The 26,403-nt window shown below is 61.2% G+C and carries 23 protein-coding genes and 1 other RNA gene; 8 read left to right on the top strand and 16 right to left on the bottom strand.

Annotated features, from left to right (window positions below):
• Positions 1-15: 15 nt before the first annotated feature.
• Positions 16-849, bottom strand: a complete 834-nt coding sequence (locus tag C7378_RS07460; protein ID WP_131994148.1) for a hypothetical protein — start codon at positions 847-849, stop codon at positions 16-18.
• Positions 850-889: 40 nt separating this feature from the next.
• Between C7378_RS07460 and C7378_RS07455 the strand changes: the two genes are divergently transcribed.
• Both C7378_RS07455 and C7378_RS07450 read left to right on the top strand, forming a co-directional pair.
• Positions 890-1,879, top strand: coding sequence for an NAD(P)/FAD-dependent oxidoreductase (locus C7378_RS07455; RefSeq protein ID WP_131994145.1), 990 nt, complete (start codon positions 890-892; stop codon positions 1,877-1,879).
• Between the two features lie 135 nt (positions 1,880-2,014).
• On the top strand, positions 2,015-3,148 hold the full coding sequence (locus C7378_RS07450) for a citrate synthase (RefSeq protein WP_131994142.1): 1,134 nt from the start codon (positions 2,015-2,017) through the stop codon (positions 3,146-3,148).
• 55 nt (positions 3,149-3,203) lie between these two features.
• Here the strand turns inward: C7378_RS07450 and C7378_RS07445 are convergent, their stop codons facing one another.
• Positions 3,204-3,755, bottom strand: coding sequence for a DinB family protein (locus C7378_RS07445; protein WP_131994139.1), 552 nt, complete (start codon positions 3,753-3,755; stop codon positions 3,204-3,206).
• 63 nt (positions 3,756-3,818) lie between these two features.
• Here C7378_RS07445 and C7378_RS07440 point away from each other — a divergent pair, with 63 nt between their 5' ends.
• Both C7378_RS07440 and mnmA read left to right on the top strand, forming a co-directional pair.
• A complete protein-coding gene (locus tag C7378_RS07440) occupies positions 3,819-4,991 on the top strand; it encodes a cysteine desulfurase family protein (protein WP_131995596.1) in 1,173 nt (390 codons plus the stop codon).
• A gap of 6 nt (positions 4,992-4,997) precedes the next feature.
• A complete protein-coding gene (gene mnmA / locus C7378_RS07435) occupies positions 4,998-6,122 on the top strand; it encodes a tRNA 2-thiouridine(34) synthase MnmA (protein WP_131994136.1) in 1,125 nt (374 codons plus the stop codon).
• Positions 6,123-6,126: 4 nt separating this feature from the next.
• Here mnmA and C7378_RS07430 read toward each other — a convergent pair whose 3' ends face one another.
• From C7378_RS07430 to rimO, 9 genes are all read right to left on the bottom strand, one after another.
• Entirely contained in the window at positions 6,127-6,351 is a 225-nt protein-coding gene (locus tag C7378_RS07430; RefSeq protein WP_131994133.1) for a DUF2905 family protein, read from the bottom strand.
• 20 nt (positions 6,352-6,371) lie between these two features.
• Positions 6,372-9,008: a type I DNA topoisomerase gene (topA, locus tag C7378_RS07425; protein ID WP_131994130.1), complete on the bottom strand. Its 2,637-nt coding sequence runs from the start codon at positions 9,006-9,008 to the stop codon at positions 6,372-6,374.
• A gap of 103 nt (positions 9,009-9,111) precedes the next feature.
• Positions 9,112-10,299, bottom strand: coding sequence for a DNA-processing protein DprA (gene dprA / locus C7378_RS07420; protein ID WP_243648129.1), 1,188 nt, complete (start codon positions 10,297-10,299; stop codon positions 9,112-9,114).
• Positions 10,300-10,510: 211 nt separating this feature from the next.
• Positions 10,511-10,984 carry a protein-tyrosine phosphatase family protein gene (locus C7378_RS07415; protein ID WP_131994127.1) on the bottom strand — a complete coding sequence of 158 codons (474 nt, stop codon included), beginning with the start codon at positions 10,982-10,984 and terminating at the stop codon, positions 10,511-10,513.
• Between the two features lie 14 nt (positions 10,985-10,998).
• Positions 10,999-12,243: a competence/damage-inducible protein A gene (locus C7378_RS07410; RefSeq protein ID WP_131994124.1), complete on the bottom strand. Its 1,245-nt coding sequence runs from the start codon at positions 12,241-12,243 to the stop codon at positions 10,999-11,001.
• 51 nt (positions 12,244-12,294) lie between these two features.
• Complete coding sequence (locus C7378_RS07405) at positions 12,295-13,335, bottom strand: SMP-30/gluconolactonase/LRE family protein (RefSeq protein WP_165876701.1); 1,041 nt, start codon at positions 13,333-13,335, stop codon at positions 12,295-12,297.
• A gap of 42 nt (positions 13,336-13,377) precedes the next feature.
• The gene (locus tag C7378_RS07400) at positions 13,378-13,863 is read right to left on the bottom strand and encodes a phosphatidylglycerophosphatase A family protein (protein ID WP_341539131.1); all 486 of its coding nucleotides are present in this window, start codon (positions 13,861-13,863) and stop codon (positions 13,378-13,380) included.
• Positions 13,856-14,068 carry a DNA gyrase inhibitor YacG gene (locus tag C7378_RS07395; protein WP_131994115.1) on the bottom strand — a complete coding sequence of 71 codons (213 nt, stop codon included), beginning with the start codon at positions 14,066-14,068 and terminating at the stop codon, positions 13,856-13,858. Before C7378_RS07395 ends, C7378_RS07400 begins: the two co-directional genes overlap by 8 nt.
• A 4-nt stretch (positions 14,069-14,072) precedes the next feature.
• On the bottom strand, positions 14,073-15,569 hold the full coding sequence (gene rimO, locus C7378_RS07390; RefSeq protein WP_131994112.1) for a 30S ribosomal protein S12 methylthiotransferase RimO: 1,497 nt from the start codon (positions 15,567-15,569) through the stop codon (positions 14,073-14,075).
• A 138-nt stretch (positions 15,570-15,707) separates the two neighbouring features.
• Here rimO and ffs point away from each other — a divergent pair.
• Positions 15,708-15,805, top strand: an RNA gene (gene ffs / locus C7378_RS07385) — signal recognition particle sRNA small type.
• A 124-nt stretch (positions 15,806-15,929) separates the two neighbouring features.
• The gene (locus C7378_RS07380) at positions 15,930-16,946 is read left to right on the top strand and encodes a beta-ketoacyl-ACP synthase III (protein ID WP_131994109.1); all 1,017 of its coding nucleotides are present in this window, start codon (positions 15,930-15,932) and stop codon (positions 16,944-16,946) included.
• 19 nt (positions 16,947-16,965) lie between these two features.
• On the opposite strand, the gene C7378_RS07375 is transcribed toward C7378_RS07380, so the two are convergent.
• The 5 genes from C7378_RS07375 to C7378_RS07355 all read right to left on the bottom strand — a co-directional run bounded on the left by C7378_RS07375 (position 16,966) and on the right by C7378_RS07355 (position 24,094).
• Positions 16,966-17,589: a YqaA family protein gene (locus tag C7378_RS07375; protein ID WP_165876700.1), complete on the bottom strand. Its 624-nt coding sequence runs from the start codon at positions 17,587-17,589 to the stop codon at positions 16,966-16,968.
• Between the two features lie 81 nt (positions 17,590-17,670).
• Positions 17,671-18,540: a menaquinone biosynthetic enzyme MqnA/MqnD family protein gene (locus C7378_RS07370; protein WP_243648128.1), complete on the bottom strand. Its 870-nt coding sequence runs from the start codon at positions 18,538-18,540 to the stop codon at positions 17,671-17,673.
• Complete coding sequence (locus tag C7378_RS07365; protein ID WP_131994100.1) at positions 18,537-19,787, bottom strand: TolC family protein; 1,251 nt, start codon at positions 19,785-19,787, stop codon at positions 18,537-18,539. Before C7378_RS07365 ends, C7378_RS07370 begins: the two co-directional genes overlap by 4 nt.
• A 7-nt stretch (positions 19,788-19,794) precedes the next feature.
• The gene (locus tag C7378_RS07360) at positions 19,795-22,932 is read right to left on the bottom strand and encodes an efflux RND transporter permease subunit (protein ID WP_131994097.1); all 3,138 of its coding nucleotides are present in this window, start codon (positions 22,930-22,932) and stop codon (positions 19,795-19,797) included.
• 13 nt (positions 22,933-22,945) lie between these two features.
• The gene (locus C7378_RS07355) at positions 22,946-24,094 is read right to left on the bottom strand and encodes an efflux RND transporter periplasmic adaptor subunit (protein ID WP_243648127.1); all 1,149 of its coding nucleotides are present in this window, start codon (positions 24,092-24,094) and stop codon (positions 22,946-22,948) included.
• A 207-nt stretch (positions 24,095-24,301) separates the two neighbouring features.
• On the opposite strand from C7378_RS07355, the gene C7378_RS07350 reads away from it, so the two are divergent.
• On the top strand, positions 24,302-25,765 hold the full coding sequence (locus C7378_RS07350) for an ATP-binding protein (RefSeq protein ID WP_243648171.1): 1,464 nt from the start codon (positions 24,302-24,304) through the stop codon (positions 25,763-25,765).
• Positions 25,734-26,402, top strand: a complete 669-nt coding sequence (locus C7378_RS07345) for a response regulator (protein WP_165876699.1) — start codon at positions 25,734-25,736, stop codon at positions 26,400-26,402. The genes C7378_RS07350 and C7378_RS07345 overlap by 32 nt, the downstream gene beginning before the upstream one ends.
• The last annotated feature ends 1 nt before the right edge of the window (position 26,403 follow it).

Below are 26,403 nucleotides of genomic sequence, written 5' to 3'. Positions count from 1 at the left end.
GCGGGGTGAGGCTTTTTATTTGGTCACCGTCACCGGCTGCGGAGCATTCTTCGGGGTTGAGATGTAACCCTGCACCTCGTTCTTCGAGATGCTGTTCACGACCAGTTCATAGAGAAGATTGTCTTTACCGGTGTAGAACTGCACCGGCTCATTGATGTTGCGATCCTTCTTCTCGATTTTCTTGTCGTCGGCGTAGACGTTGAGGGTATAGCGATTCCTCTTGGTGTCCGCCTTGCGCAACTCGAGTCCTACGGTCGAGACCGTGGTCGGCCGTTTGCCCTTGTGCAGGGTGAATTCGTAATAGTTGCGGTCGCCACGATGCTTCAGTGTTTCCAGTTCGCTGTGGTTGGTGGCGATAAGCCCACTCTGGACGCCTAGGTCACCCTTCATGCTCTGTAGCTGGCTTACAGCGGACTGCAGCTCGGTTTTGGTTTGCGCCACATCCGATTTCACGCCGCCAACGTCTGTCTTGACGCTGGAAACGTCGCTTGAGACCGCGCCGATCTGCTTCTGCGTATTGACCTGGGCGGCTTCAAAGCGCTGCGCATCTGCCTGCTGGCGGCGCAACAGGTCCTGTGCCCGCGCCTCCAGCTGTTTCTGCGTCAGTCCGAGGGAGTGGCCCAGCTCTTCCTGGTTGACCTTGAGGCGCGCGTTCGTCTTGTCGAGCTCAGCAGCGAGCTTGTCGTTCTGCTGCTCGGCGGTGAGCAGGTGCGCCTCTGTCTGCGAAAGCCGCGAAGACAGGGTGTAGCTCCACAGAAGCGCTGCAACCGCTCCAAGAAGCGCCATGGCAAGAAGAAAAAGGAAGAGCCCGGAATAGCTTCGCTGCTCGACTACCGTTTCGTCACTCATCGCGCGCGCCTTTCGTGTTCAACCACCATACAATAGACGTGTGGCTGATACGGAAGTATTGATCGCAGGTGGGGGAATTATTGGGCTTTCAGCGGCGCTGGAGCTGGCCGGTCACGGCCTGCGCGTCGCCGTACTGGAGCGAGGCAAGGCAATGCAGGAGGCATCCTGGGCGGCAGCCGGAATGCTCGCCGCCACCGACCCTGAGAATCCGCCCGCATTGCAGGCGCTCGCAGAGTTGAGCATTCGCCGGTACCCGGCATTTCTGCAGCGCGTGGAGCAGCTCTCCGGGCTGCGGGTGCCGCTGCGGACGGCGAAAACGCTGCAATATACCCATCAAGGCGAACAGCTTTGGCTGGAGGAGCACAGCTTTGATCCCCGCGACCTCTGCGCCGCTCTTCCGGCCGCGGTGCGTGCAGCGGGAGTGGAGCTGATCGAGGAGACCGAAGTCCTCCGCGTGACGGTGGACGGAGGCGGCGTGGTTGCCGAGACCGCCAGGGGGAGCTTTTCGGCAGCAAAGTTCATCAGCTGCTGTGGCGCGTGGCTTCCTCCGCTGGGTACGCTCCCGGTCTTTCCCGTGAAGGGACAGATGGCGACGGTTCGCCTGCCCGATGGCGTTGTGCTCGACCATGTCATCCGCACGCCGGAGCTCTACCTGGTGCCGCGCGGCGACGGACGGGTTGTGATTGGCGCGACGGTGGAGCATGGCGGCTTCGACAAGTCGGTTGAACGGAGCGCGATCGAGAGGATGCTGGCGAGCGCAACGAGGCTATGGCCGGCCATGGCGGCAGCGGAGATTGTCGAGACCTGGGCCGGGCTGCGGCCCGCGTCAGAAGACGGCCTGCCGATCCTGGGAGAATGCGTGGGAGAATTCGCAAATAGGTGCTGGGCAGCGGCGGGCCATTTCCGTAACGGCATTCTGCTGGCGCCCGCAACGGCGCATCTTATCGGCCAGTTGCTGCGTGGCGAAAAGCCCGATGTGGATATCGCCGCGTTCCGATGTGACCGTTTTGCAGTGGCCAACGTCCATTGATGAGCGGCCCGCGCAAGTGACAACCGTTTACTCACTGAGCTATAAACGAGCTTTAGACCCTTTGAAAACGCATGGTGCGCAAGGCGCATCGTAATCAGGTTTCACAGCAGGATTTACCCGAGGAGAAAAGAAAGTATGTCGACTGCAGTAGCGGCGAAAGGACTTGAAGGAATTGTGGCAGCCAACTCCGGCATCTGCTGGATCGACGGAGATGCGGGGGTCCTTGCCTACCGCGGCATCGACATCCATGAGCTTGCGGAGAAATCGACGTTTGAAGAGACCGCCTACCTGCTCTGGCACGGCAAGCTGCCGACGCAGGCCGAGCTGGCCGATTTCACCGGTAAGCTCGCGGATGCACGCCAGATAGACCCCAAGGTTGTCGAATTGCTGAAGTCGCTTCCGAAGTCCGCCACTCCGATGGAGGTGCTGCGGACAGCGGTTTCAGCGCTGAGCATGTATGACGCCGACGAAAAGGCCGTCGATCACGACTCGAATGTGCGGAAGAGTTTTGCGCTGACGGCGCAGATTCCCATGATCGTCGCGATGTTTGACCGCATCCGCAAGGGCAGCGAGATTGTCGCGGCAGACAAGTCGTTGTCGCATGCTGCGAATTTTCTGTGGATGCTGAATGGTGAAAAGCCTTCCGAGACGGCCACACGGGCCTTCGATGTTGCGTTGATTCTTCACGCAGACCACGAGTTGAATGCCTCAACCTTTGCCGCGCGCGTAATTGCCGCAACGCTGTCGGATGTTCACTCGGCGGTGACCGGCGCCATCGGCGCGCTCAAGGGCCCGCTGCACGGCGGTGCAAACGAGGCAGTCATGCGGATGCTCTTCGCCATCGACAAGGCTGGAGCCGATCCGGTGGAATATGTGAAAGAAATGCTGGCCCAGAAGAAGAAGGTCTCCGGCTTCGGTCATCGCGTTTACCACACTGAGGATCCCCGTGCGACGCACCTCCGCAAGATGTCTGAGGACCTTGGACGGGCGGCGAACAATGCCAAGTGGTTTGAGATGTCGCGCAAGGTTGAGCTGTTCGTGAAGGAAGAGAAGAAGCTCAACGCCAACGTCGATTTCTATTCGGCATCGACCTATACGACGCTGGGCATTGACCTCGACCTGTTCACGCCGATCTTCGCCATCAGCCGCATCGCAGGCTGGGCGGCGCACATCATCGAGCAGCTGGACGATAACCGGCTCATCCGTCCGCGTGCGGAGTATATCGGCCCCGAATATCCGGCGAAGTATGTTCCCATGGATCGCCGTTAGGAGCTGTACTCAGGAAGGGAAACAAGGGCGTCCTCAGCGGACGCCCTTGCTGTTTCTACATGCCGCTCTTGCGGCTGGCCGGCGGTATGATCCCGTTCATACGCAGGTACTCGACAAGCTGGCCGTAGTGATCCATGGAGTGCGCCATGCTGAAAGCAGCTATGCCGGCGCGGGTCTGCTTGCGCGCGCCCATCTGCTCAAAGGCGTTATCGGCGGTCATGGTGTTCATCGCGGCATGCGCGAAGGCATAGGAGTCGCGCAGCGCCTTCATGATGTCGTCCTTGCTGGTGAGCTTTTCAATGCTCTTCGGGTCCACGTAGTTGGGTGCACCCCAGTCCTTGAAGTAGTTGTAATTGGATTCAGCCAGATGCCTGACCTGTTCGCCAAAGGTGCGCACCCCTTTGAAGTCGCCCTGCGTGGGCGCAAAATTGTACTTGTCGGCCGGCATTGCGTCGGCTGCGCCGACAATTTCGCGCTGCAGGTTGGAGAGCAAGTGGTCGTAGACCTCTGCCGGAGCGGCTTTGGTGCCCATGGTGCCGGGCGATGGCTGAGCATAGGCGATCGGGCAACAGATGGCGAGGGCAAGCAGGGCAATGCGGAATTTCATGGAGCCTCCTCTAAAATGAACGACCTTGCAGCGTAGCAGATGAGCCCGTCTTACAATAGAAGTATGCGCCGGGTTTACATGGATGCCAATGCCACCACGCCTCTCGTTCCAGAGGTGCTGGATGTGATGCGCCCCTATTTTCTGGAACAGTTCGGGAATGCCTCCTCCGTGCACCGCCACGGCCAGCAGGCCAGGGGAGCGGTTGAGAGCGCGCGTGCAAGTGTCGCGCGACTGGTGAACTGCCGCCCTGGGGAGATCGTCTTTACCAGCGGCGGCACTGAGAGCGATAACCTGGCGCTCTTTGGGCTTATCACTCCCGGCGATCATCTCATCACCACCACCATTGAGCACCACGCCGTGCTGCATGCCGCCGAGAAGCTGCGCGATCGCGGCATCGAAGTGACCTTTCTTCCCGTGTCGAGCGAGGGTGTAGTCGATCCCGACGATGTGCGCCGCGCGCTGCGTCCGCACACGAAGCTGATCAGCGTGATGATGGCCAACAACGAGACCGGTGCGATTCAGCCGGTCGGGGAGATAGGCCGCATCGCGGCCGAGGCCGACGTATATTTCCACACCGATGCCGTGCAGGGCGCAGGCAAGCTGCCCATCGACGTAGAGGCGATTGGCTGCGACCTGCTGAGCATCTCCGGGCACAAGATGCACGCGCCGCAGGGAACGGGCATCCTTTATGTCCGCAAAGGTACGCAGCTGGAGCCGCTATTCTTCGGCGGAGCGCATGAGCGCCAGCGCCGTGCCGGTACTGAGAACGTGCCCGGAATCGTGGGGCTGGGCAAAGCTGCCGAACTCGCGCTGAAGGGTCTCGCAGATGGCTCCATAGAGCGTCTGGCGGCCCTGCGGGATGAGCTGGAGAAGGAAATCCTCGCGCGCGTGGACGAGTCCGGGGTCAATAGCGCCGGAGTTGCACGCGTGCCGAATACGACGAATCTGTGGTTCGATCATCTGGAGGGTGAGGCGCTGGTGATCTCCCTGGACCTGAAGGGGCTGGCGGTCTCCGGAGGCTCAGCCTGCGCGTCCGGCGCGACGGAGCCGTCGCACGTTCTCTCCGCCATGGGACTGGCGCCGTCGCGGGCGCGAGCCAGCCTGCGCTTCAGCCTGATGAAGCTGACTGCAAAGGAAGACGTGGAGTTTGCCCTCGAAGTAGTTCCCTCGGCGGTCAGCCGCCTGCGCGAGCTTTCGCCGGTTTACAAGCGTCCCACCGCTGTAGCAGCGGATTAGAGTTTCATGCCAGAGAGTTTCAACAACACGATAGCCATCGCCATGTCAGGCGGGGTTGATTCCTCCACGGTAGCCGCGATGCTTAAGGCCGAGGGCCACGAGCTCGTTGGCCTGACCCTGCAGCTCTGGAACCAGAAGCGGCTCGCCGGCAAGGAAGGCCTTCCCGTCGAGGTGCAGGGCCGCTGCTGCTCCATCGATGATGTCTACGACGCCCGGAGGGTAGCCGAGAAGCTTGAGATCCCCTACTACCTCGTCAATGAAGAGCGGCGCTTTGAGCAGGATGTGGTGCGGCCTTTTGTAAGCGAGTATCTGGCTGGCCGCACGCCGATTCCGTGCTCGCTCTGCAACAACCATCTCAAGTTCGACCAGCTGCTGACGACGGCTCGCCAGATTGGCGCTGATCGCATCGCCACCGGCCACTACGCACGCAATGAGTACGATCCGGCGCGGGGCCGCTGGATTCTGAAGCGGCCTGCCGACGCCAGCAAGGACCAGACCTACTTCCTCTTCGGCCTCACGCAGGAGCAGCTCTCGCGCACCATGTTTCCGCTCGGCGGATACACCAAGCCCGAGGTGCGCGACGTGGCCCGTGAACACGGGCTGGCACTCGCTGCCAAGCCTGATTCGCAGGAGATATGCTTCATTCCCGGCGGAGACTACAAGAAATTCATTGACGCCTACCTCCACGAGCAGGGCGAGCAGATGCCGGAGACCTCAGGCGAACTTGTAACGGCCAATGGTGAGGTTCTGGGGCGTCATGGCGGCGTCCACAACTTCACGGTGGGCCAGCGCAAGGGGCTGGGCGTGTCATCGCCCTCGCCGCTCTATGTGCTGCAGATCGACAGCGCCTCTCACCAGGTGACCGTCGGCGGCGAGGCGGAACTCGGCACCAGCACGTTGCGCGCGCGGGGCTTGAACTGGATTTCCATTGCCGATCTCGAAGCGCCGATGCGCGTCAAGGTAAAGATTCGCCACCGCCACGAGCCCTCCTGGGCCGTGATCGAAAAAATCGGCGAGGATGATGTGCTTGCGACTTTCGATGAGCCGGTGCGCGCTGTAACGCCCGGTCAGGCGGCCGTCTTCTACGACGAAGATGAAGTTGTCGGCGGCGGCTGGATCGCCGCCCTCTGAGCCGCTAACGGCGCATCCGCGAGAGCAGGTAAAATACCAGCGACAGCAGAATGCTGAGCAGGATGGAACTTCCCAGCGGGAAAAAGACGGAGACGTTTTTCCCACGGTAAGAGAAGTCGCCCGGCAGCCTGCCGAACGGCAGCCCCACCCTGCCGAGCAGCAAAACAAGGCCGCCTGCGATCAGCAGGAGTATTCCCAGTCCAATCAGCAGGCGGCCCAGATCATTCACACTTCAACTCCACCTGTGAGTTACGCAGGCTGTGGCTCTGGCTCGACCACCGGCCCATGTGTCCTGGCCGTTGGTTTCGCCGCGGCGGGTTTCGGCTCTTCCGGTGGAGGAGCATCGCCAATGCGCTTGGAGTAAGTACAGGCGACCTCCGTCTCCGGCTCGCCCTTCTTCTTGCGCTTCTTCGGAGCTTCATCTTCTCCGGAGGCAGGCTTCTTGTTATTGGGGCAGGTGAGGTAGACGCCTGACTTGAGAGTCTTCTCCATCAGGTACGGGCTGCCGCAATCCGGGCACTTCTGGTCGACCGGTTTGTTGTTGGCAGTGAACTCGCACTTCGGATACCGTGAGCAGCCGTAGAAGAGGTTGCCGCGGCGCGCCTTCTTCTCTACAATCTCGCCTTCACGGCACAGCGGGCACTTCATCCCGATCGTGTTCTGCTTGATGTACTTGCACTTCGGGTAGCCCGAGCAGGAGGTGAACTCTCCATACTGCCCGTGACGCAGCACAAGATGCTCGCCGCATTCCGGGCACTTCTCTTCGAGAGGCACGGCGGGTTTCTGCTGCTGCTTCTGGCTCAGGCGGCGTATCGTCTTGCACGGCGGATCTTCGCTATAGCCGGGGCAGGCCATGAAAGGCCCGAAGGGACCGTTGCGAAGCACCATCACGCGGCCGCAGTTTTCGCAGTATTCCTCTTCCTGTTCGCTCTCGCTGTCGGTCGAAGTGAGGTTCGGCTTGGCGGCAAAGTTTTCCTTGGTAAAGGTGCAGCTGTTCTTCTTCTTTTTGTCGTAGGCGCTGCAGGCGAAGAAGGAGCCGAACTTGCCCCACTTCAGAACCAGCGGGGAGCCGCACAGGTCGCACTTCTCATCCGTGGGCGTCTCCATGCGCTTGATATCAGCCATATGGGTGCTGGCGTGGGCAAGCTCCTCCGTGAAGTGGCCGTAGAAGCCGCTCAGCAGGTCGGTCCATTTCTCCTTGCCGTCTTCGATGTCGTCGAGCTCCTCTTCAAGCCTCGCCGTGTATTTCGTGTCGAAGATGTAGGGGAAATTCTCAATAAGCAGATCGGTGACAACCAATCCGATCTCCGTCGGAATAAAGCGGCCAGTCCTGCCGCCTCCCACCTTCTGCACATACTCCCGATCCTGGATCGTATTGATGATTGAGGAATAGGTCGAGGGGCGTCCGATGCCGCGTTCTTCGAGCACCTTCACCAGTGACGCTTCGTTGTAGCGCGGCGGCGGCTCAGTGAAGTGCTGTTCGGTATCGACGGAGTTGAGCTTCAGAGCTTGGCCATCCCTCAGGTCGGGCAGCTTGTTCTTGAGCGCTTCGTCGTCCTCGTCCTTCGCTTCCTTGGCCTCTTCATAGACCTTGAGAAAGCCGTCGAACTTCATGATGGAGCCGGTGACGCGGAAATCGTAGCGGCGGTCAGACACCGACTGCACCTCAACCGTCGTCTGGTCGAAGACCGCAGGCACCATCTGCGACGCAACGAAGCGCTGCCAGATGAGCTTGTAGAGCTTGTACTGCTCGTCGCTCAGGAAGCGCTTGATCTGATCCGGGTGCAGCTCAGGATTCGTAGGGCGGATGGCTTCGTGCGCGTCCTGCGCGTCCTTCTTTGACTTGAAGGCATTGGGCTGTGCGGGTAGATACTTCGCGCCCAGCTTGTTCTTGATGTATTCGCGAACGGCCTGGATGGCGTCCGGCGAGACGCGGGTCGAGTCAGTACGCATGTAGGTTATGAGGCCGACCGTGCCGTCCGGGCCAAGTTCAATGCCTTCATAGAGGCGCTGCGCCACGCCCATCGTGCGCTTCACATTGAAGCCGAGCTGGCGCGAGGCATCCTGCTGCAGCTTGCTGGTAGTGAAGGGCGGAGTGGCATTGCGGCTGCGCTCGCGCCGGTCGATGGAGCGCACAGACCACTTGCCACGCTTCGCCGCTTCCACAATGGACCGGGCCTCGTCGCCATTTGGCACAGAAGGAGCACCCACCGTTTCGATGGTTGCTTTCTTGCCGTCGATGCCGGTGAAGCGCGCAGTGAACTCCTGGCCGCTCGGGTCGGGAGTGAGCTTCGCATCGATCGTCCAGTACTCGACCGGCTTGAATTCCTTGATCTCGCGTTCACGCTCGACGATCAGGCGCACGGCAACGGTCTGCACGCGCCCGGCGGACAGGCCGCGTCGGACCTTATCCCAGAGCAGCGGAGAAATCTGGTAGCCCACGATGCGATCGAGGACGCGCCGCGTCTGCTGCGCATCGACGAGATTGGCATCGACCTTGCGCGCCTGTTTGAACGCTGCGGCGACCGCCTTCGGCGTGATCTCATTGAAGGTGACGCGATGAATCATGCTCGGTTTGACGACCATGCGCAGCTGGGTTTCAAGGTGCGCAGCGATGGCTTCGCCTTCGCGGTCAGGGTCAGGCGCGAGGTACACAGCGCTGGACTTCTCCGCCAGCTTCTTGAGGCGGTCGACGACCTTTTCCTTGCCGGGAATGACGATCAGCTCCGGCTCAAATGTGCCGTCGGTCAAATCGACGCCGATCTTGTTTTTGGGCAGGTCCATGATGTGGCCAATCGATGCTTCGACCACATAATCCTTGCCGAGATATTTGTTAATCGTCTTGGCCTTTGCTGGCGATTCGACGATCACAAGTGATTTGCTCATTGCGTTCCTTCTGCGCGGTCTGCGGGACCGTGCTTACCTTACCTTGGACGCGCTTGCGTCCACTTCGACTCATTGACTACTGTGGGGCACTCTGCGCGTGGTGTCAAAAGCACTTGACGTAGTTCTTGCCGGGAAGCTGCCTGACTCTTCCCGCAAGTTCCAGCTCGAACATCGCCGTGAAAACCTCGGAGGAGCTGAGCTCAGACTCCAGCTTTTCCATGATCTCGTCAAGTTGGAGAGATTCATCCGGTCGCAGCAGGCTGAGGATGCGGGCCTCGCTGGCGGGCAGTGGCGCCTCTGCAAATAACGATGCGGCAGCCTGCCCCTCGGATGCAATTCCCTCACGCTCTTCCACCTCGACGCGGATCTGGGTGGGGAGATCTTCCCACACATCCTCCCACGTCGCGGTGAGCTTGGCGCCCTGTTTTATCAGGGTGTTAGGCCCCCAGGCGTTCTTGGTCGTGACGTTGCCGGGAACGGCATACACGTCCCGATTCTGCTCCAGCGCGCAGCGGGCGGTCACGCGTGTTCCGCTGTTTTCGCCGGCCTCGACAACCAGCACTCCCACGCTCATGCCGCTCAGCAGGCGGTTGCGGCGGGGAAAGTTCTGCGGGGCAGGAAAAGTGCCCAGCGGGCACTCGGAGACGATGGCGCCGCCGCCTGCGATAATCTGCTCGGCCAGCGCCTTGTTTTCCTTGGGATAGATAACGTCAATGCCGGTGCCCCACACGGCGATAGTGGGCCGCTTGGCCGCGATGGAGCCCTTGTGTGCCGCTGTGTCGATGCCGCGCGCCATGCCGCTCAAAATAATGAGGCCGCGGTGCGCCAGGTCGCGGGACAGCATCTCCGCCATGCCGCTGCCATAGAGCGAAGGATGCCGCGTGCCCACGACGGCGATGGAAGGCCTGGCCAGCAGCGTCGCATCGCCGCGAATCCAAAGCACCGGCGAGGGATCGAAGATCTCACGCAACCGTTCAGGGTAGTTCGCGTCGGCGTAAGTAAGAAAACCGGCCCCGGCCCGGATGAGAAGCGATGCTTCCTCCTCCGCTGCCTTGTGGGCGCTGCCGCTGGCGATGAACTGAACCGCCGGAGCAGGGAAGTTGAAGGACTCAAGCTGCGTCAGAGGCATCTGCAGCAGGTGCGCTGCGGCGCCTGCGCGCTCCACCGCCTGCAGGATGCGCCGCGGGCCGAGCCCGGGCGTCAGAGCAAGGGCCAGCCATGCCAGCCGCTCCTCGCTGACAGGGGCAGTGGACGCAGTAGTGGAAGCAGGATCGACGTTCGCTTTGGCCAAGGTAGCAGTCCAGGCACAGCCCGGTAAGGGAGCGATGCGCTAAGGTATTCACTTCATATGCTGCTGGTTTTGTCGGAGAGTAGCCGGGGAACCGGGGAATGTCAAGCACTTAACTGGTGCGCCGGCCCCGCGTCCGTCCTCGCCAGCGGTGGCCCGCGTCTTTACGCGGCTGGAACAAATGAGGTTAAGGCTGCGAGTGGAGGCGCGGCCGTCAATCCAGCAAGCCCCATTTTTCCGTAAGGGATTGGCGAATGCCCTGGCCCGGACGATACTTCGCATACAACGTGACGAAGGCGGCCTCTGCCGCTGGAAAAGACTCCCCGGGAATTGCGCCGAGACGCTTCGCGAGAAAAAGCAGCGCCAGCGACGGCGACCGCGACTCGCCCTGGTTGCAGTGAACCAGCAGGGAGCCGCCCCGGCCGTGATGTTCCTCTGCGAAGGACAGGAAGTGCGAAAAGGTTTCGAGCCTGAAGAGCGGCAGGGGCGGATCGATGATGTTCAGGTAGAGATCATGGCTGTGCTGCAGGGCCAGGTACTGCGGGTGCTTCTGTGCGAGGCTCCCCTTGTAACCAACGGACCTCTGGTGACAGGGAGACTTGCACGCATGCGCCACGGCCAGCTCAGGAGAGCCCTGGCGGCAGCTGCCTTCATCGCCGACGTAAAGCCTTTCATGCACTTTCACCATGTCGGATCGAAGCGTTACATTAACTTGCGACGCACCAGATCGAGCGCCTGCTGGCTGGCCCACATGCGTATCCGCTCGCGGTCGCCGCTGAAGCGCTTCTCCACAACTTCAGTCTCCTTGCCATCGCTGAGGGCCACAAAAACCAGGCCGACCGGCTTCTCTTCGGTGCCTCCCATGGGACCGGCGATGCCGGTCACGCCAAGGCCGTAGGTGCTGCCCGCCCGCTTGCGAATGCCCTCGGCCAGCGCCACCGCTACCTCGCGGCTGACCGCGCCATGCTTCTCGATCATCTCCGGCGGCACATCGGCAAAGGCCGTCTTCAACTCATTGCTGTAGACGACTGCGCCGCCCAGGAACGACCGCGAGCTGCCGCTGATGCTGGTCAGCCGCTGGGCCACCAGGCCTCCAGTGCAGCTCTCGGCGACAGAAAGGGTAGAGCCGTGCATGCCGAGGTAGTAGAGCACGATCTGCTCCAGCGATTCGCCCTGCGAGGAGTAGATGAGATCGTCCAGCTCCTCTTCAATCCGGCTCGCCAGCTCATTCACCCGCTGCTGCGCCGTATCCGGCGTCCGCTTGGAGCAGATAAGGTTGAGCTGAATATCGCCCATGTGCGCGAGAATCGTCGTCTCGACGTCTTTGAACTTTGTGTAGATAGGTGCGATGCGCGTGTCCGCGGCCGACTCACCGATCATCGCCGCCTTCAGCGTGCGGGTCGCGATGTGGCGCTGCGGCAGAGCATCCCTGAGCAGGGGAATACACTGCTCGTCGAACATCGGTTTCAACTCAAGAGGAGGCCCGGGCAGCATCATCACCAGCTTGCGATGCTCGCCCCAGACGGTGTCGAGCCACTGGCCCGGCGCGGTGCCCCGGCTGTTCTCGAGGACAATTGCACCGTCGAGAATATCGGCCTGCTTCATGTTGTTGGCTGTCAGCGCGGACCGGCGTGCGGCGGCGCGGGAGTAGAGCTGCGCAACCAGGTCGGAATCGCGCTTCACCGACTTGCCCATCGCGTCAGCAACGGCTTCGCGCGTCAGATCATCTTCCGTCGGACCAAGGCCGCCCATCAGAATGACGATGTCGGCGCGCGACAGCGCAATCTTCACCGCCTCAGTCAGATGGGATCGTCGATCGCCCACAACTGTCTTGAATGCAACATTTACGCCGATCTTGTTAAGGCGTTCGGTGAGAAAAAGCGAATTCGTATCAAGTCGATACGGGGTAAGTAGTTCCGAGCCGATGGCGATGATTTCGCAGTTCATTCGAGCTGAGCAGTGCCTGAGGAGAAATAGGTATTTTGAAGGATTGCGCGTTTAGAAGAGACGCAAACCTTCAATCCCTAAGGCTAAATGATATATGGCGTTACTGGTGGAAAGAATCGTCATTCCATCAGGTGCAAAAGCCAGGCCGGAGATGCCGTTACCGGCAATAGCCAGGGACGCATCGCCTGCCTGGGTGATGCTGACGATGCCCCGCCGTCCGCCGATGGAGGCGGCGACGTGGATATTACCTGCAATATCAATAGCCAGACCCTGCGGACGCCCCAGCCCCCGGTAGAAGACGCTCGCGTTGCCGTCGCGATCGATCGCGTAGACGCAGTCGTGACTGGAGGTGGTGGGCCCGGTGACGAAGAGGGTACCATCCATGCCAAAGGCAAGATGATAGGCCGCGACGCTCGGCTCAAGCGTGGCAAAGACAAAAATCTGGCGGTCGGGGGCGATTTTGAAGATGGTTCCGCTGCGGTCGCCGACGTAGAGGTTTTGTTCGGCATCGAAAGCGAGCCCTGTGGCCACGCCCATGCCCTCGGCGTACTGCGAGGAGGCGCCGCTCGGGGAGACACGATGCACCGTGCCATCGTTACGCGAGGACACGTAGAGATAGCCATCCGCGCCCACAGCCAGGCCCGTGGCGTTGAGCAGGCCGCTCAGCAGTGGTCTCAGCTCGCCGTCGGCTCCAATGCGGTAGACGGAGACCGGCGTGCTTTGGCCGCGCGAGCCGGAGAAGGTGGTATAGATGTTGCCTTCAAGATCGACCGCCGGGCTCGTCACGGCGTGGATGCCCGTCGCCAGCAGACCGGCCACATCGAATTCGACGGTATTGCTTTGCGCGCCGTTCTGCAGCACCCGCAGGTTGCCGCTCCGGGCTTCTTCAGGAATGCGGACGGTGATCCGCTGGCTGCGGCTGAGCAACACCGGCATGGCGCTCTCGCCCAGCATTACGACCGGCTGATGATTGAGGATGGGGCCCAGATTTGCGCCCAGCAGGTCTACATCGCCGCCAGGCAGCGCGGCAGAGGGATCGGTAGACGCGATACGGGGCGCCGAAGAGGAAAGGGGTGATTCGATCTTTGGCATTCGGGGCATTTGCACTTCTTCACTTTACTTGGACGCCCCATGCTACCGCCAGTGGTGTATCAAAGCGAAAACCAGTAGTGCATACATGCCGGCAGCCATGTCGTCCATCATGATGCCGGAGCCGCCGTGTAGATTTTCCAGCTGGCGGGCAGGCCACGGCTTCGTAATATCAAAAATTCTGAAGAGCAGCAGCGCCAGCAGGGCATAGATGGCCGTCGGCGGGCAGAAGACCAGCGCCGTGAGCTGTCCCGCGACCTCATCGATGACCACAAACTGCGGATCTTCGCGGCCGTACTCGCGTTCAACCACTGAGGCGGCAGGGATGCCGATCGCCAGGGCGGCCAGGGCAGCGGCTGCGGTCGCCGCGTGCAGCAGCAGCGGTGACGGGTGCGTTAGCCGCGCAACGGCAAACCACAGGACGGCTGCTGCGACCGATCCCCACGTCCCGGGCCCCGGCTTGATCCGCCCAACCCCGAAGAAGGTGGAGACGGCCCACGCCCAGCCTGTCCGGGCCGCGGGCTCACTCATCGTCATTGCCTGGGCGCTGGGTGGAGTCCAGACCTTCGAGCACCTCAGGGTCGAGAATCGGGGAGGAGATACGATAGGCTCCGCTCGCCCATTTCCCCAGATCGATCTGACGGCAGTGGTCGCTGCAGAAAGGGAAGTCGGTGTCTTTGGTAGTCACCACGGCCCGGCAGGTCGGGCAGCGCAGGATTGTTTTCTTGGTTGCCATAGTCCTAGAGGATGCGCGCGACCACGTCGTAGTCATGCGCTTCGGTGATTTCACAGCTGTAGAAGCGGCCCGCTTCCAGGGCTTCATGGGGGCCGAAGTCGTTGATGTAAACCTTGCCGTCGATCTCAGGCGCATGGAACTCCGTGCGGCCCTCCCACAGCAACGGCGTCTCTTCCGATTCACCCTCGACAAGAACGTTCAGCGTGCGGCCCACCCACGCCGACTTGGCATTTTTGCTGAGCCCCTGCTGCAGCTTCATCAGTTTGCGCTTGCGGGCTTCGATGGTGCGCTGAGGTACTTTTTCATCGAGCGAGAAAGCCTGCGAGCCGTCTTCATCGGAATAGCCGAAGACGCCCAGCCAGTCGAACTTCGCCTCGCGAACGAAGTCGGCGAGGATGTTGAAGTCGGCCTCCGTCTCGCCGGGAAATCCGGCGATGAACGAGGTGCGCAGCGCAATGCCCGGCACCGCGGCGCGGACCTTCTCGATGGTTTTCAGGAAAATATCGGCGCTCGCCCCGCGCTTCATGCGCTTGAGCACATTGGGTGACGCGTGCTGCAGGGGAACGTCGAGATACTTGCAGATATTCGCATGGGTTGCGATGACCTCGAGCAGCCGCCCGGTAATCTTGTTCGGATAGGCGTAGAGGAAGCGCAGCCACACAAGCCCCTCGATTCGCGCGAGGCGATCCAGCAGTTGCGCGAGTCCATCCTTGAGGCCGAAGTCTTCGCCGTAGCAGGTCGTGTCCTGGCCGACCAGCGTAATCTCGCGGACGCCGCGCGCTACCAGCGCCTCGGCCTCCGAGACGACGGACTCGAAGCGGCGCGACCGGAACTTGCCGCGAAGATTCGGAATGACGCAGAAGCTGCACGGATGGTCACAGCCCTCGGCGATTTTGATATAGGCGGACGACTTGCCCGTGGCGAGCAGCCGCGGCGTCGTGTGGTCGTAGAGGTACTGCGGCAGCGCAGGCACTGCGCCGTCCCACTCGGTGCGCGAGAAGCGGCCCTGTGACTCGCGCAGGTCTCCCTCGGCGCGTGCGGCGACACCGGAGAGGATGTTGAAGGGTGAAGCTGTCTCAGTCGCGGGCGCGGGAGTATCGAGCCCCGCAGCGGCGAGGATGCTTTCGAGTTCGCCTGTGCCGACAACTGCGTCTACTTCGGGAATGTTTTTGCGGATCTCATCGCGATAGCGTTCCACCAGGCACCCGGCGACGATCAGCTTCTGCGCGTGTCCGGTGACTTTGTGCCGCGCCATTTCAAGAATCGTGTCAACCGATTCCTGCTTGGCGGAGTCGATGAAGGAGCAGGTATTGACGACCAGCACATCGGCGGACTCGGGCGATGTAGTCAGCTCCGCGCCTGCATGGGCCAGCAGCCCCATCATGACTTCGCTGTCGACAAGGTTTTTCGGGCATCCGAGACTGACGAAGCCGATGCGTTTAGGTCTTGCTGGTGTTTCGAGCACGGCTGCGGTGCTCTCGGAAGCGGATGGCGGGTTCACTTCACTATTTTAACGGAAGGGCGACCGGAGAAGATTGCGTTGGTCCGCCTCATGCAGATACGCTCCGTCTCGGCTCACGCATCGCGCTCAGTGGGTGGCCTTTAGCCATCCGTCCATCGTGTTGTATGATGAGACGTGTGCCGGGTCCTACGCGACACAATCCCGCCAACCCCGCCAGGTCCGGAAGGAAGCAACGGCAACGGGCCAGTGTGTGCGCAGTAGGTCACCCGGTACATAACCCCTCCTGATATTTCTCACCTTTCACATTCTGGACATTCCTCCACTCGCTTGGAGAGAATAGAGTTTCATTTTGCGAATGAAAAGTGGAAGTAAGCTATTGACTCAAGATGGAGAAAGCCATTGACCCTCGAACTGCGTCCGCGGACGTCGTGCCGCGCAAAGATAAGTGCCCTTGGGACGTATGTTCCGCCACGGGTTCTCACGAATGCCGACCTGGAAAGGATGGTCGACACCTCGGATGAATGGATCTACAGCCGCGTAGGAATTCGCGAACGCCACATCCTTGAGCCGGGCCTGGCCACCAGCGACATGGCAGTTGAAGCGGCGCGCAGGTGCCTCGCCGAGCGCGGCATCGATGCGACTGAGGTTGAGGCGATCATTGTCGCCACCGTCACGCCGGACATGCTCTTTCCGGCAACGGCCTGCCTGGTGCAGGACAAGCTGGGCGCGAAGGGCGCATGGGGCTTCGATCTTTCCGCCGCCTGTTCGGGCTTCGTCTACGCGCTGCAGGTAGGAGCAAAGCTCATCGAGTCCGGCGCGCACAAGAAGGTGCTGGTCATCGGCGCAGACACCATGTCGTCGATCCTCGACTACACCGATCGCACCACCTGCGTGCTCTTTGGCGATGGCGCGGGCGCAGTGCTGCTGGAGCCGGCGGCCGAGGGCGAAGTCGGCATGATCGACTATGTGCACGAGATTGACGGATCAGGCGGAAATGCCCTGAAGATGCCCGCTGGAGGCAGCCTGCATCCTCCCACTGCGGAGACCGTTGCCAACAAGATGCACTACGTTCACCAGGACGGACAGGCGGTCTACAAGTTTGCCGTGCGCAAGATGTCCGAGGTGACGGAGACCATCCTGAAGCGCAATGCGATCGGCGTGGGTGACCTCAGCTGCTTTATCCCTCATCAGGCCAACAAGCGCATCATCCTCTCCACGGCGGAGCGTCTGGGGCTGCCGCTCGAGAAGGTCATCATCAATATCGACCGCTACGGCAACACGACTGCCGCGACGATTCCTCTCGCCATCGGCACGGCGCGCGAGCGCGGCTGCCTGCAGAAGGGCAGTCTCATCCTGTTGGCAAGCGTAGGGGCTGGCTTTACGGTCGGCGCTTCCTTGCTCCGCTGGGAGATCTAAACATCGGGCCCACGTCTCTCTAGCCGGAGGCGTGGGCCGCGTTTTCTTCCGTCCGGCTTTTATTCTGCTCGTGCCGGTACTTCCAGAAGCCAAACAGCGCGCCTCCCGCAAGCAGGGCGATGAAACTCCACAGCACCACGTCGGACCAGCCCGCCAGGTACTGTTCCCATCGGTGGATGATGGGTCGGCCATAGCGCACGGCCAGCCAGGTAACAGCTCCATAGCGGGCCATCCGCGCGAACGCGAAGGACAGCACGAACTTCTTCCGCGACATGCCCAGCGCGCCTGCAGCCAGCAGGAAGGGAAGCAGGGGAATCGGGGGCGGCAGCAGGGCTGCGATGACAATGCTGGCAATGCCGCCGTTTTTCATCCAGCGCTTGATTGGTGAGAGCACCCGCGCCGGTACATACTTCTCCAGCAGCGCTTCGCCGCCCTTTTTTCCCGCGCCCCAGGTCAGGTAGCCGCCGATCACGCTTCCGCTGACAGCGGCCAGCAGCAGCAGCCACGGATTGGCCTGATGCGCCACCAGCAGCAGGATCAGCAGATCGGTGCTGCCGGGGATAGGCAGCGGAATGATGGATGAGTCGAGCAGTGCCACGACAAAGACGCCGAGCGCTCCTGTCTGGATCAGCCAGTGCGGCATGACGGAATGTTGCTTATGGGCAGCGGCGGCTGGCATCACGAAGGTTAAGACGCAGAAAGTGAGGGTTGCGTCTCGCCCTGATCATAAAAGCCTGAGCGAAGGCGTCACCGGCAGCGCCGAACACTCCGCGGCGTAGCGGTAGAAAAGCTCCAGACCCGCAAGGCAAGGGTCGTCGAGTACGTAGTGGATATTCCGCGTAAGGTACTCTTCGACCACAGCCGCGGGCAGCGACATCTTCGCCGACCACTCCGCGACCAGCTCTGGAATATGGGCCAGTCCATGGTCGCGCGACTGCTGAAAGTCGTCTACAAGCAGAGCAGTGCTCTTTCCCGCGAGCGCCTCGGTGCGCACGCCCCAGAATGCCGAAACCCACGGCAGACCGGTGCGCGAACGCCATTCATGGCCAAGGTCCAGATAGTGGAGACATTCCCCTGTCCGCTGCTGTCGCGCCTCACGATCCGCGAGCGCGTAGAGGGCCGGATCTCCGATCAGCAGCGCGGCGTCGGCACGGGCGAGCATCTCTTCAAGGTTCGGCGCGTGCGGAAGGAACTCCGCCTGCGGGTTCCAGTATTTGCGGAAGAGAATCTTCGTATAGGTTGCCGAGGTGCGCGAGGATGTGTCGAGCGCAACTGTCCGCGCAGCCTCTGGGCCATCCGAGCAGCGCACCACCAGCAGAATCGACCGGATGTGATCGAGCGATGCAATTGTGCAGCCGGGAACGATTGCCAGGGAAGGATCCATCGCATAGGCTGCGACCGGAATCAGGCCAATGTCTGCCGAGCCCTCGCGCAGCCGTTCGGCGCAGAGCGCAGGCGAGGTGTAGTTGATCGCGTAGCGCGTATTCAGCTCGCGCTGCACTGGCTCATGCTCAAAGTCCCACATCAGCGGCGCGGGATTCAGGAAGTTGATGGCGGCGATGCGAAGAAGGCTCACTTCACAGTGTAACGTCACGGCTCCACATCGGTTGCCGCGGAGTAGCTCAGCTGATGAATCGCCAGCCATGTCTGCGCGTAAGCATTCAGCGCGTCCGCCGCGGTCGAGCGATTTTCGCGGAGCGCATCGAGGTAGTCGACCAGCGCCAGCCCGCCGTGTTCGTAAGCAAACTGGGCGATGGAGAGCACATCTTTCGCTTCGTCGAGATAGTGGCCGTTGTACCGGTCGGAGAGCTCCTTCGATGTGGTGTAGCCGATCCACGCCTGGTCCACATCGGAGACCACCTGGTTGCGCGCGGCGATCTCCGCAAAGCGGCTCGACTGGGCCGCGTACTTGCTTGTCTCCTTGTTGCCCTGGTTGCGGTCAAAGATGCGCAGCGGAATGTTGATGCTGAAGCCTGCCGAGTTGTAGGTGCCGCTGCGATCGTATTCGCCCTCGAGTGTCGGGTCGGTGGTGCCGTTGGCGTACGCCAGCTTCACCCCGGCATCCGCCACACGCACGGCCTGCTGCGCGGCCTGGTAGTCCGGGCGCGAGGCGAGCGCCTGCTGCTCCAGCGATGGCAGCGCCTGCTTCACCACGGGCGGAACGACCTCTCCCGCAATGTCGAAGCCTGCACGCGGACGGTCATAGCCGAGCAGGGTCTGCAGCTGATCTGCCGCCTGCGCCACGGACTGCCTTGCATTCGCTTCGTCGCTCTCAAACTGCGCCAGTTGCAGGTCAAGCCGCTCGAAATCGAGCTTGCCGATATCGCCGGCCTTGTAGCGATCGCGGCTGATATCCAACTCCCGCCGAAAATCGTTCAAATTGTCCTGCGCCAGTTTGAGCGCGGCCTTCGCCACCAGCATGCTGGTGAAGGCCTGGCGGACATCAAGAGTGAGCAGCCGCCTCTGGTCGCGGTACTGCGCCTCCGTCTGCGCCATCGTGTCGCGCGCACTCTCCAGCCGCCACTTGCGCTTCTCCCCGCGCTCAAAGAGGCGCGAAACCTGCGCGCTATAGGTGTAGGGATTGGAGGCGCCCTGCGCAGGCAGCGTTACATCCGTTCCATAGAGAGTGAAGTAGGGATTTGCGCGAACTCCGGCCTGCACTTCCTGTCCGCGCTGCGAGAGCAGATTCTGCTGATAAGCCATCAGCGAGGGGTTATGCGCGATGGCCTCAGCGACGGCCTGCTGCATCGTCAGCGGAGCAGCAGGTTGCGTCTGCGCGAACCCGGGCTGCAGCAACGAACCAAGCAGCAGTACCGCCGAACATAGAGTGGTCTTCTTCATCGCAACCTCAGTTTTCAAACTCAAGCTCCGGCGTGGGAAGAATGTCCTGGTCGCGCGCGATCCACACGTAGAGTGTTGGCAGCAGGAAAACGCTCATCACCAGTGCCGCGAGCAGTCCGCCGACGATCACGATAGCGAAGGGGCGCTGCGAGTCAGAGCCGATACCGTGCGAGGTTGCCGCAGGCAGCAGGCCGAGTGTCGCGACCAGCATGGTCATCATGATGGGGCGCAGACGCAGCACTGCGCCCTCCGTCGCGGATTCTTCAATGCTGTTGCCCCGTGCCCGCAGCTGGTTGATGTACTCAAGCATGATGACGCCGGTCTGCACGGAAACGCCAAACAGCGCGAGGAAGCCGACGCCCGACGATACGCTGAAGTTTGTGTGTGTAATCAGCAGCGCGAGAATGCCGCCGATCGGCGCGAGCATTACATTCGCGAGGATCAGCACCGCCCACTTGCCTGACTTGAACATCGTATAGAGGATCAGGAAGATGACCAGCAGCGTGACCGGCAGAACGATCAGCAGCCGCTTGTCGGCGCGCTTCTGACTCTCGTATTCCCCGGCCCAGTCGATATGGTAGCCGGGCGGCAACTCTACCTGCTTGTTGACCTTGGCGATGGCCTCCTCGACCGTGCTCCCCAGGTCGCGCCCGCGCACGCTGTACTTGATGGCGACATAGCGCTGGCCCTCCTCGCGATAGATCTCTTCCGCCCCATCGAGGGTCTGTACTTTAGTCAGCTGCGCCAGGGAAACCCGCTCGCCGCTCGGCGCAAGCAGTCGAATATTTTCGATCGCTTCTTTCGTATCGCGATAGTGCGGCTGATAGCGCAGAGTCACGTCATAGCGGGCTTCTCCGTCCAGCACCTGCGTCAGCGCGCTGCCGCCCACCGCGGTCTGGATGGCATCCTGCACGTCGGCCACGTTGATGCCGTAGCGCGCGGCAGCTTTGCGATCTACGGTGAAGTTCAGGTTCGGCTGGCCGATCACGCGAAAGAGCCCAAGGTCCTGCACGCCGCGGATATGGCTCATGATGTCTACAATCTGGTTGCCCTTGGCCTCAAGCGTCTTCAGGTCGTCGCCGTAGACCTTCACCGCGAGTTCGCCCTTTACGCCGCTGACCGCCTCTTCCATGTTGTCGGAGATGGGCTGCGAAAAGTTCCAGATGACGCCCGGCAGATGCGACAGCGCACGATCCATCGCGGCGATCACTTCATCCTTGTTCTCATGGAAGACAGGCCGCCACTGCTCCTTCGGCAGCAGATCGACGAAGTATTCCGTATCGAAGAATCCGGTGGTATCGGTGCCGTCGTCGGGCCGCCCCGTCTGGCTCACAACATCCTTTACTTCAGGGAAGGATGCAAGAATGACCCTCGCCTGGTTGACGAAGTTCATGCTCTCTGTGGGGCCGGTGCTGGGCGCCAGCGTGCCGCGAACCCAGATCGCGCCTTCATCCAGATGAGGCAGAAATTCGGAACCGACTGCGCCGCCAAGAGCGAGATACATCGCAATGCAGAAGGCGGCGCCGACCGTGAGAACCGTAGTCCAGCGATGACGGATCGTCCAGCCCACAGCGCTGCGATAGCGCACGGTGATGAAGGTCATCACCGGGTTCTCCCACTCATGCGCGCCGCGCTTGAAGAGAAACAGGGACAACACCGGTGCAATCAGCATGGAGAAGATCAGCGCCCCCAGCAAAGCAAAGGCCACCGTCCACGCCATCGGCCTGAAGAGCCGTCCCTCGACTGCCTGCAGCGTAAAGATTGGCAGATAGGCGGTGATGATGATTCCAATCGCGTAGAAGACCGGGCGCTGCACCTCATGGGCTGCTTCCCGTATCTGCTCCCACGGGGACTTGCGCTGTGCCCCGCGCCGGTTGAGGTGCCGCACGATATTCTCGACCATCACCACCGAGCCATCGACCACCATGCCGAAATCGAGCGCACCCAGCGAGAGCAGGTTTGCAGGAATGTGCCGGAGATCGAGGCAGATCGAGGCAAAGAGCAGTGAGAAGGGAATCGTGAGCGCAACGATCAGCGCGCCGCGCAGATTTCCCAGGAAGAGGAAGAGGATGATTGAGACGAGGAGTATGCCCTCGGTCAGATTATGAAGCACCGTGTGCGTGGTGAAGTGCACCAGGTCTGCGCGGTCGAGGAAGGGAACTACCTTCACGCCGCGCGGCAGGATGTGCTCATTCAGCTCTTTCGTCTTCGCATGGATCGCCGTGAGCACCGGGTCGGAGTCGTCGCCCTTCTGCAGCAGGACGATGCCCTCGACCGTGTCCGGTTCATCGACGATCTTGCCATCGACACGATGGATCGCTTTGCCGATCTGCCCCAGTCGAATCTTCGGCCCCTGCACCACAGTAGCGATATCGCGCACACGCAGCGGTGTGCCGTTCTGCGCCTTCAGCACTGTGTTCTCTATATCCTGGACACTGGTGTAGAGCCCCACCTCGCGCACATTGATCTGCTGCTGTCCCGCCTCGATGAAGCTGCCGCCTGCATTGGTGTTGTTCGCCGCGAGTTGCTGCTCCACCTGTCCGATGCTGAGTCCATAGGTGACAAGCTTGTCCGGATCGAGACGGACCTGGTACTCCTTCGTGATTCCGCCGAAGCTCGATACATCCACAACCCCGGGCACCGATTTGAATTGCTTTTCGAGTGTCCAGTCCTGCAGCGACTTGAGCGCCATCACGTCATAAGCCGGGTTCGTACTCTCCAGCGTGTACCAGTAGATCTGTCCCACGGGGCTGAAGTCAGTGCCCATCTGCGGCTGCAGTCCTGCCGGGAGCGTGACCTGTGAGAGCCGCTCCAGCACATGCTCGCGGTTCCAGTCATTGGTCGAGCCATCGTCGAAGATGAGCATCACGCTTGACAGCCCCGCAAGCGAAGTCGAGCGCAGATGCTGAAGGTGCGGGATGCCCGCCATCTGAATCTCGATGGGGACCGTGACCTGCTGTTCAATCTCTTCCGCAGCGCGTCCCGGCCACTGCGTGATGATCTGCACGTAGTTATTCGCTACATCTGGATAGGCTTCGATCGGCAGGTTGTGGAACGAGATGATTCCCCACGCGAAGAGCAGCAGGGCTCCGCCCAGGATGATCCAGCGGTTCTTTAGTGCAAAGTCGACGAGCTGTCTGATCATTGGCCGCTACCGATCATTGCAGCTCCACCGTGCTCTGCATGGAGAGCGCGTTGGCAACAACCTGCTGGCCCGGCTCCAGGCCGGAGAGAATCTCCTGCTGCTGGCCCGGCAGCATGTCGCCGGCTTCAACGCTGATGCGCTTGAACTCACCCGCCCCGGCAGGCAGATAAACCCAGTCGCGATCATGCAGGTGGAGCACCGCCGACGCGGGGACCACAGCATGAGCCTCCAGCTTTCGTCCGTGAAAGGTAGCCGTAGCAAACATGCCGACGCGCATCAGGTGATTGGGATTCTCCACCTGGATGCGTACTTTGCCGGTATGAAGAGCCGGGTCAAGCACAGCTCCGATGTCGCTGATCGTTCCGGTGAGCACGCGGTTCGGATAAGCATTCAGGCGGATGTTTGCAGTCTCGCCCAGGTGCACCGTCGCAAGGTCGTTTTCATATACATCGCAGATCACCCACACATGCGAAAGGTCGGCGATGGTGAACAGATTCGGCGAACCGGCGAGGCTTGTGCCGGCGGCTGCGGCTTCCGTCACATTCTGCGCGATAATGACGCCCGTAGCAGGCGAATAGATATTGACGAGCGCCGAGGGGTTGTCCTTGTTGACGCCTAAAACGCGCAGCTGCTCCTCGGCAGCAGTCAGGTCTGCAGCTGCATCGGCCTCGCTGTTCTGCGCCATCTCCAGCTGCCCGTGGGAGATCGCTCCCTTGTCGTAGAGCAGCTTGGCCCGGTCCAGCTGCACCTTCGCCAGCCGCTCATCGTTGCGCGCTTTGAGGTACTGGTCAAAGGCGCCGGAGATGTCCGTGCTCTGCACCTGCATCAGCAGTTCGCCTTTTTTTACGTAGTCGCCCAGCCGCGTGCGGATTGAGACGACGCGACCATTCGCGATCGAAATTACCGGAATAGTCTTCGATACATCGGCGTTGACCGTCCCCGTTACGTTAAGGGTCGACTGAGCCTGATGGGCCTCTGCCGTCACCAGAGGAAACTGGTCCGGGTGGTCGACGTGGACCAGGTTCATGTCCGCTTTCGTCAGCACCGTCGCTTTAGGAGGCGCCTCAGCGGCCGGGTCATGGTGCTCGCTGGCGCATCCGGCCAGCAGCAGAGCGCCAAGAGAGATGGCAGACAGCATGGAATAGATGCGACTCATCATCATGAACTTAACGCTGCCCTTGTAAGTTTCGTCTAAAGAGAAAAATACGAATCTGTAAAATATGAGGCGATACCTCTTGAGTCTATTCAGTGCCAGGGCCGCCGCAGCCGTATCTTCAGTGGGCATCGCCTTATCTTCCGGGCAGCGGAACCCCTATCTTTCGGTCACAGTGAGCTGCACAAGCCATCGAAGTGCTAGCTTTGTTTGTCAGTGAACTTCATGCGCCATCACGTCTTCCGCGCTCTGCCTTTTCCAGGCAGCAGGAGGCGCGCAGCTCTGCTCGCTCAGGTTGTGCTGATGATGGCCCTCATCGCCTTTGCAGACTGGAGAGTCGATGCCGATGTCCCGCTTGGCTTCCTTTATCTGCTGCCGATGCTGGTGGCGGCGGGCACATTTGGGCCGGCGCCCATCGTGCTGCTTGCGGCTCTCTCGACAGCATTGACTGAGGCCTTTGACAGCTTTGGCTGGACACCTGCTTCAGGCATTCCGAGGGATGTTCTCTACTTCGCCGCCTTCGCGGGCTTCGGCCTCTTCGTGCATGAGATTGCTTCTCGCAGGCGTCTTTCCGCGGTTCATCTCGACCAGCTTGAGACCGAGATAAACGCACGTCGCGGCGTAGAGGAACAGCTCGAAAACCTGATCAGGAGCAGCCCCGTCGCCATCTTCACCGCCGATGGCGAGGGCCGCATTCTGAAGGCCAATGATGCGGCTGAGCCGCTCTTTCTTACCGCAGCGGGAGCCTTTGCCGGAGAGCAGATTCACCACTATCTTCCTGCGCTTGCCTCGGTCCCTGCGCTGGCTGCGGGCAAGCGGCTCTTCCGCACGGTCATGCAGTGCAAGGGGCATCGCGCCAATGGCAGCATCTTTCTGGCGGATGTCTGGTTCTCCACCTATCAGACCAGCGTAGGTCCGCGTCTTGCCGCGATGGTCGTCGATGCTTCAGAGAACCTGCGCGACCGCGAGGAGATGGGCCTGCACCAGCTGCTCTCTGGCTCGCGCATTCTCGTCGGCGCTATCTCTCACGAGATTCGGAACATCTGCGGAGCCATCGCTGTCGTGCATCAGAATCTGCTGCGCTGCGAACACCTCATCGAGAACCGCGACTTTGAGGCGCTCGGCACGCTGGTGCTCGCGCTGGAGCGGATAGCCTCCATGGAGCTGCGGCAGACCGCCGACATGGCGGTGAGCGTCGATCTCCAGTCGTTCCTTGAGGAGCTGCGGATCGTCATTGAACCAGCGCTCCTTGATGCAGAGGTTGTAATGCGATGGGAGATTCCCGTCGGCCTGCCGGCTGTCTGGGCCGATCGCCAGAGCCTGATGCAGGTCTTTCTCAATCTGGTGAAGAACAGCGAGCGTGCCCTCCATGCGCAGCCGCAGCCTCGGATCTCGATCCGGGCGGAGATCGAAGCGCATCGAGTTCTCATCTCGATTATCGACAACGGCTCCGGCGTGAGTTCGCCTGACCTGCTCTTCCGGCCTTTTCAGCCCAACTCCAAGGCCACTGGCCTCGGCCTCTATCTGTCGCGAGCTCTCATGCGCTCCTTTCGCGGAGATCTGCACTATCTCGCCCTGCCCCAGGACACTGCGGGTGCAGCCTTTGTAGTGGAGCTCGCGCGTGCCCCCTCCAGCGAAAATGATATTTATGACGAACAATCTCAAGCTGCTGCTGGTTGACGACCACAGCCTCTTTCGCGAGGGGCTGAGCAGGCTGCTGTCCGCCGAGCAGGACCTCGCTCTCGCGGGCGAATTTGCGAATGCCCGCGATGCCATTTCGGCCATGAAGACCTCGCCTGCCGACATTGTCCTGCTCGACTATGACCTCGGCGATGAGAGCGGTATGGTCTTTCTTGAGGAGGCTCGCCGACTCTATCCCGCGACCCGGATTCTCTTCGTCACCGCCGGCATGAGCGACAGCGATACCCTTCGCGCGCTTGACCGGGGCGCTGCCGGCATCTTTCTCAAGCACAGCTCTCCGGCCGATCTCTTGCAGGCTATCCGCACTGTCGCGGCTGGAGAAACATGGCTCGATCCCGGCGCCGTGCAGGCGCTCGTCTCCGCAGCCAAAGCCAGTCAGCAGAAGGTGCGCACGCGCGAGCTGTTCACAGCGCGCGAACGCGCCGTGCTGAGCGCCGTCTTCGAGGGGCTTACCAATAAGGAGATCGGCGCACGCCTCGGCATCTCCGAGGGATACGTCAAGGCCGTGCTGCAGCAGCTCTTCTCCAAGACAGGTGTGCGCAGCCGCAGCCAGCTGGTACGCATCGCGCTCGAAAACCGCGACGCCTACGGCCTTTCGCTGGAGGGAGATGAGTAAA

It is taken from the genome of Acidipila rosea (genome assembly GCF_004339725.1).
GTDB lineage: Bacteria > Acidobacteriota > Terriglobia > Terriglobales > Acidobacteriaceae > Acidipila > Acidipila rosea.
Note: the sequence above shows the minus strand (reverse complement) of the source record. Positions and strands in the feature narration are given on the sequence as shown.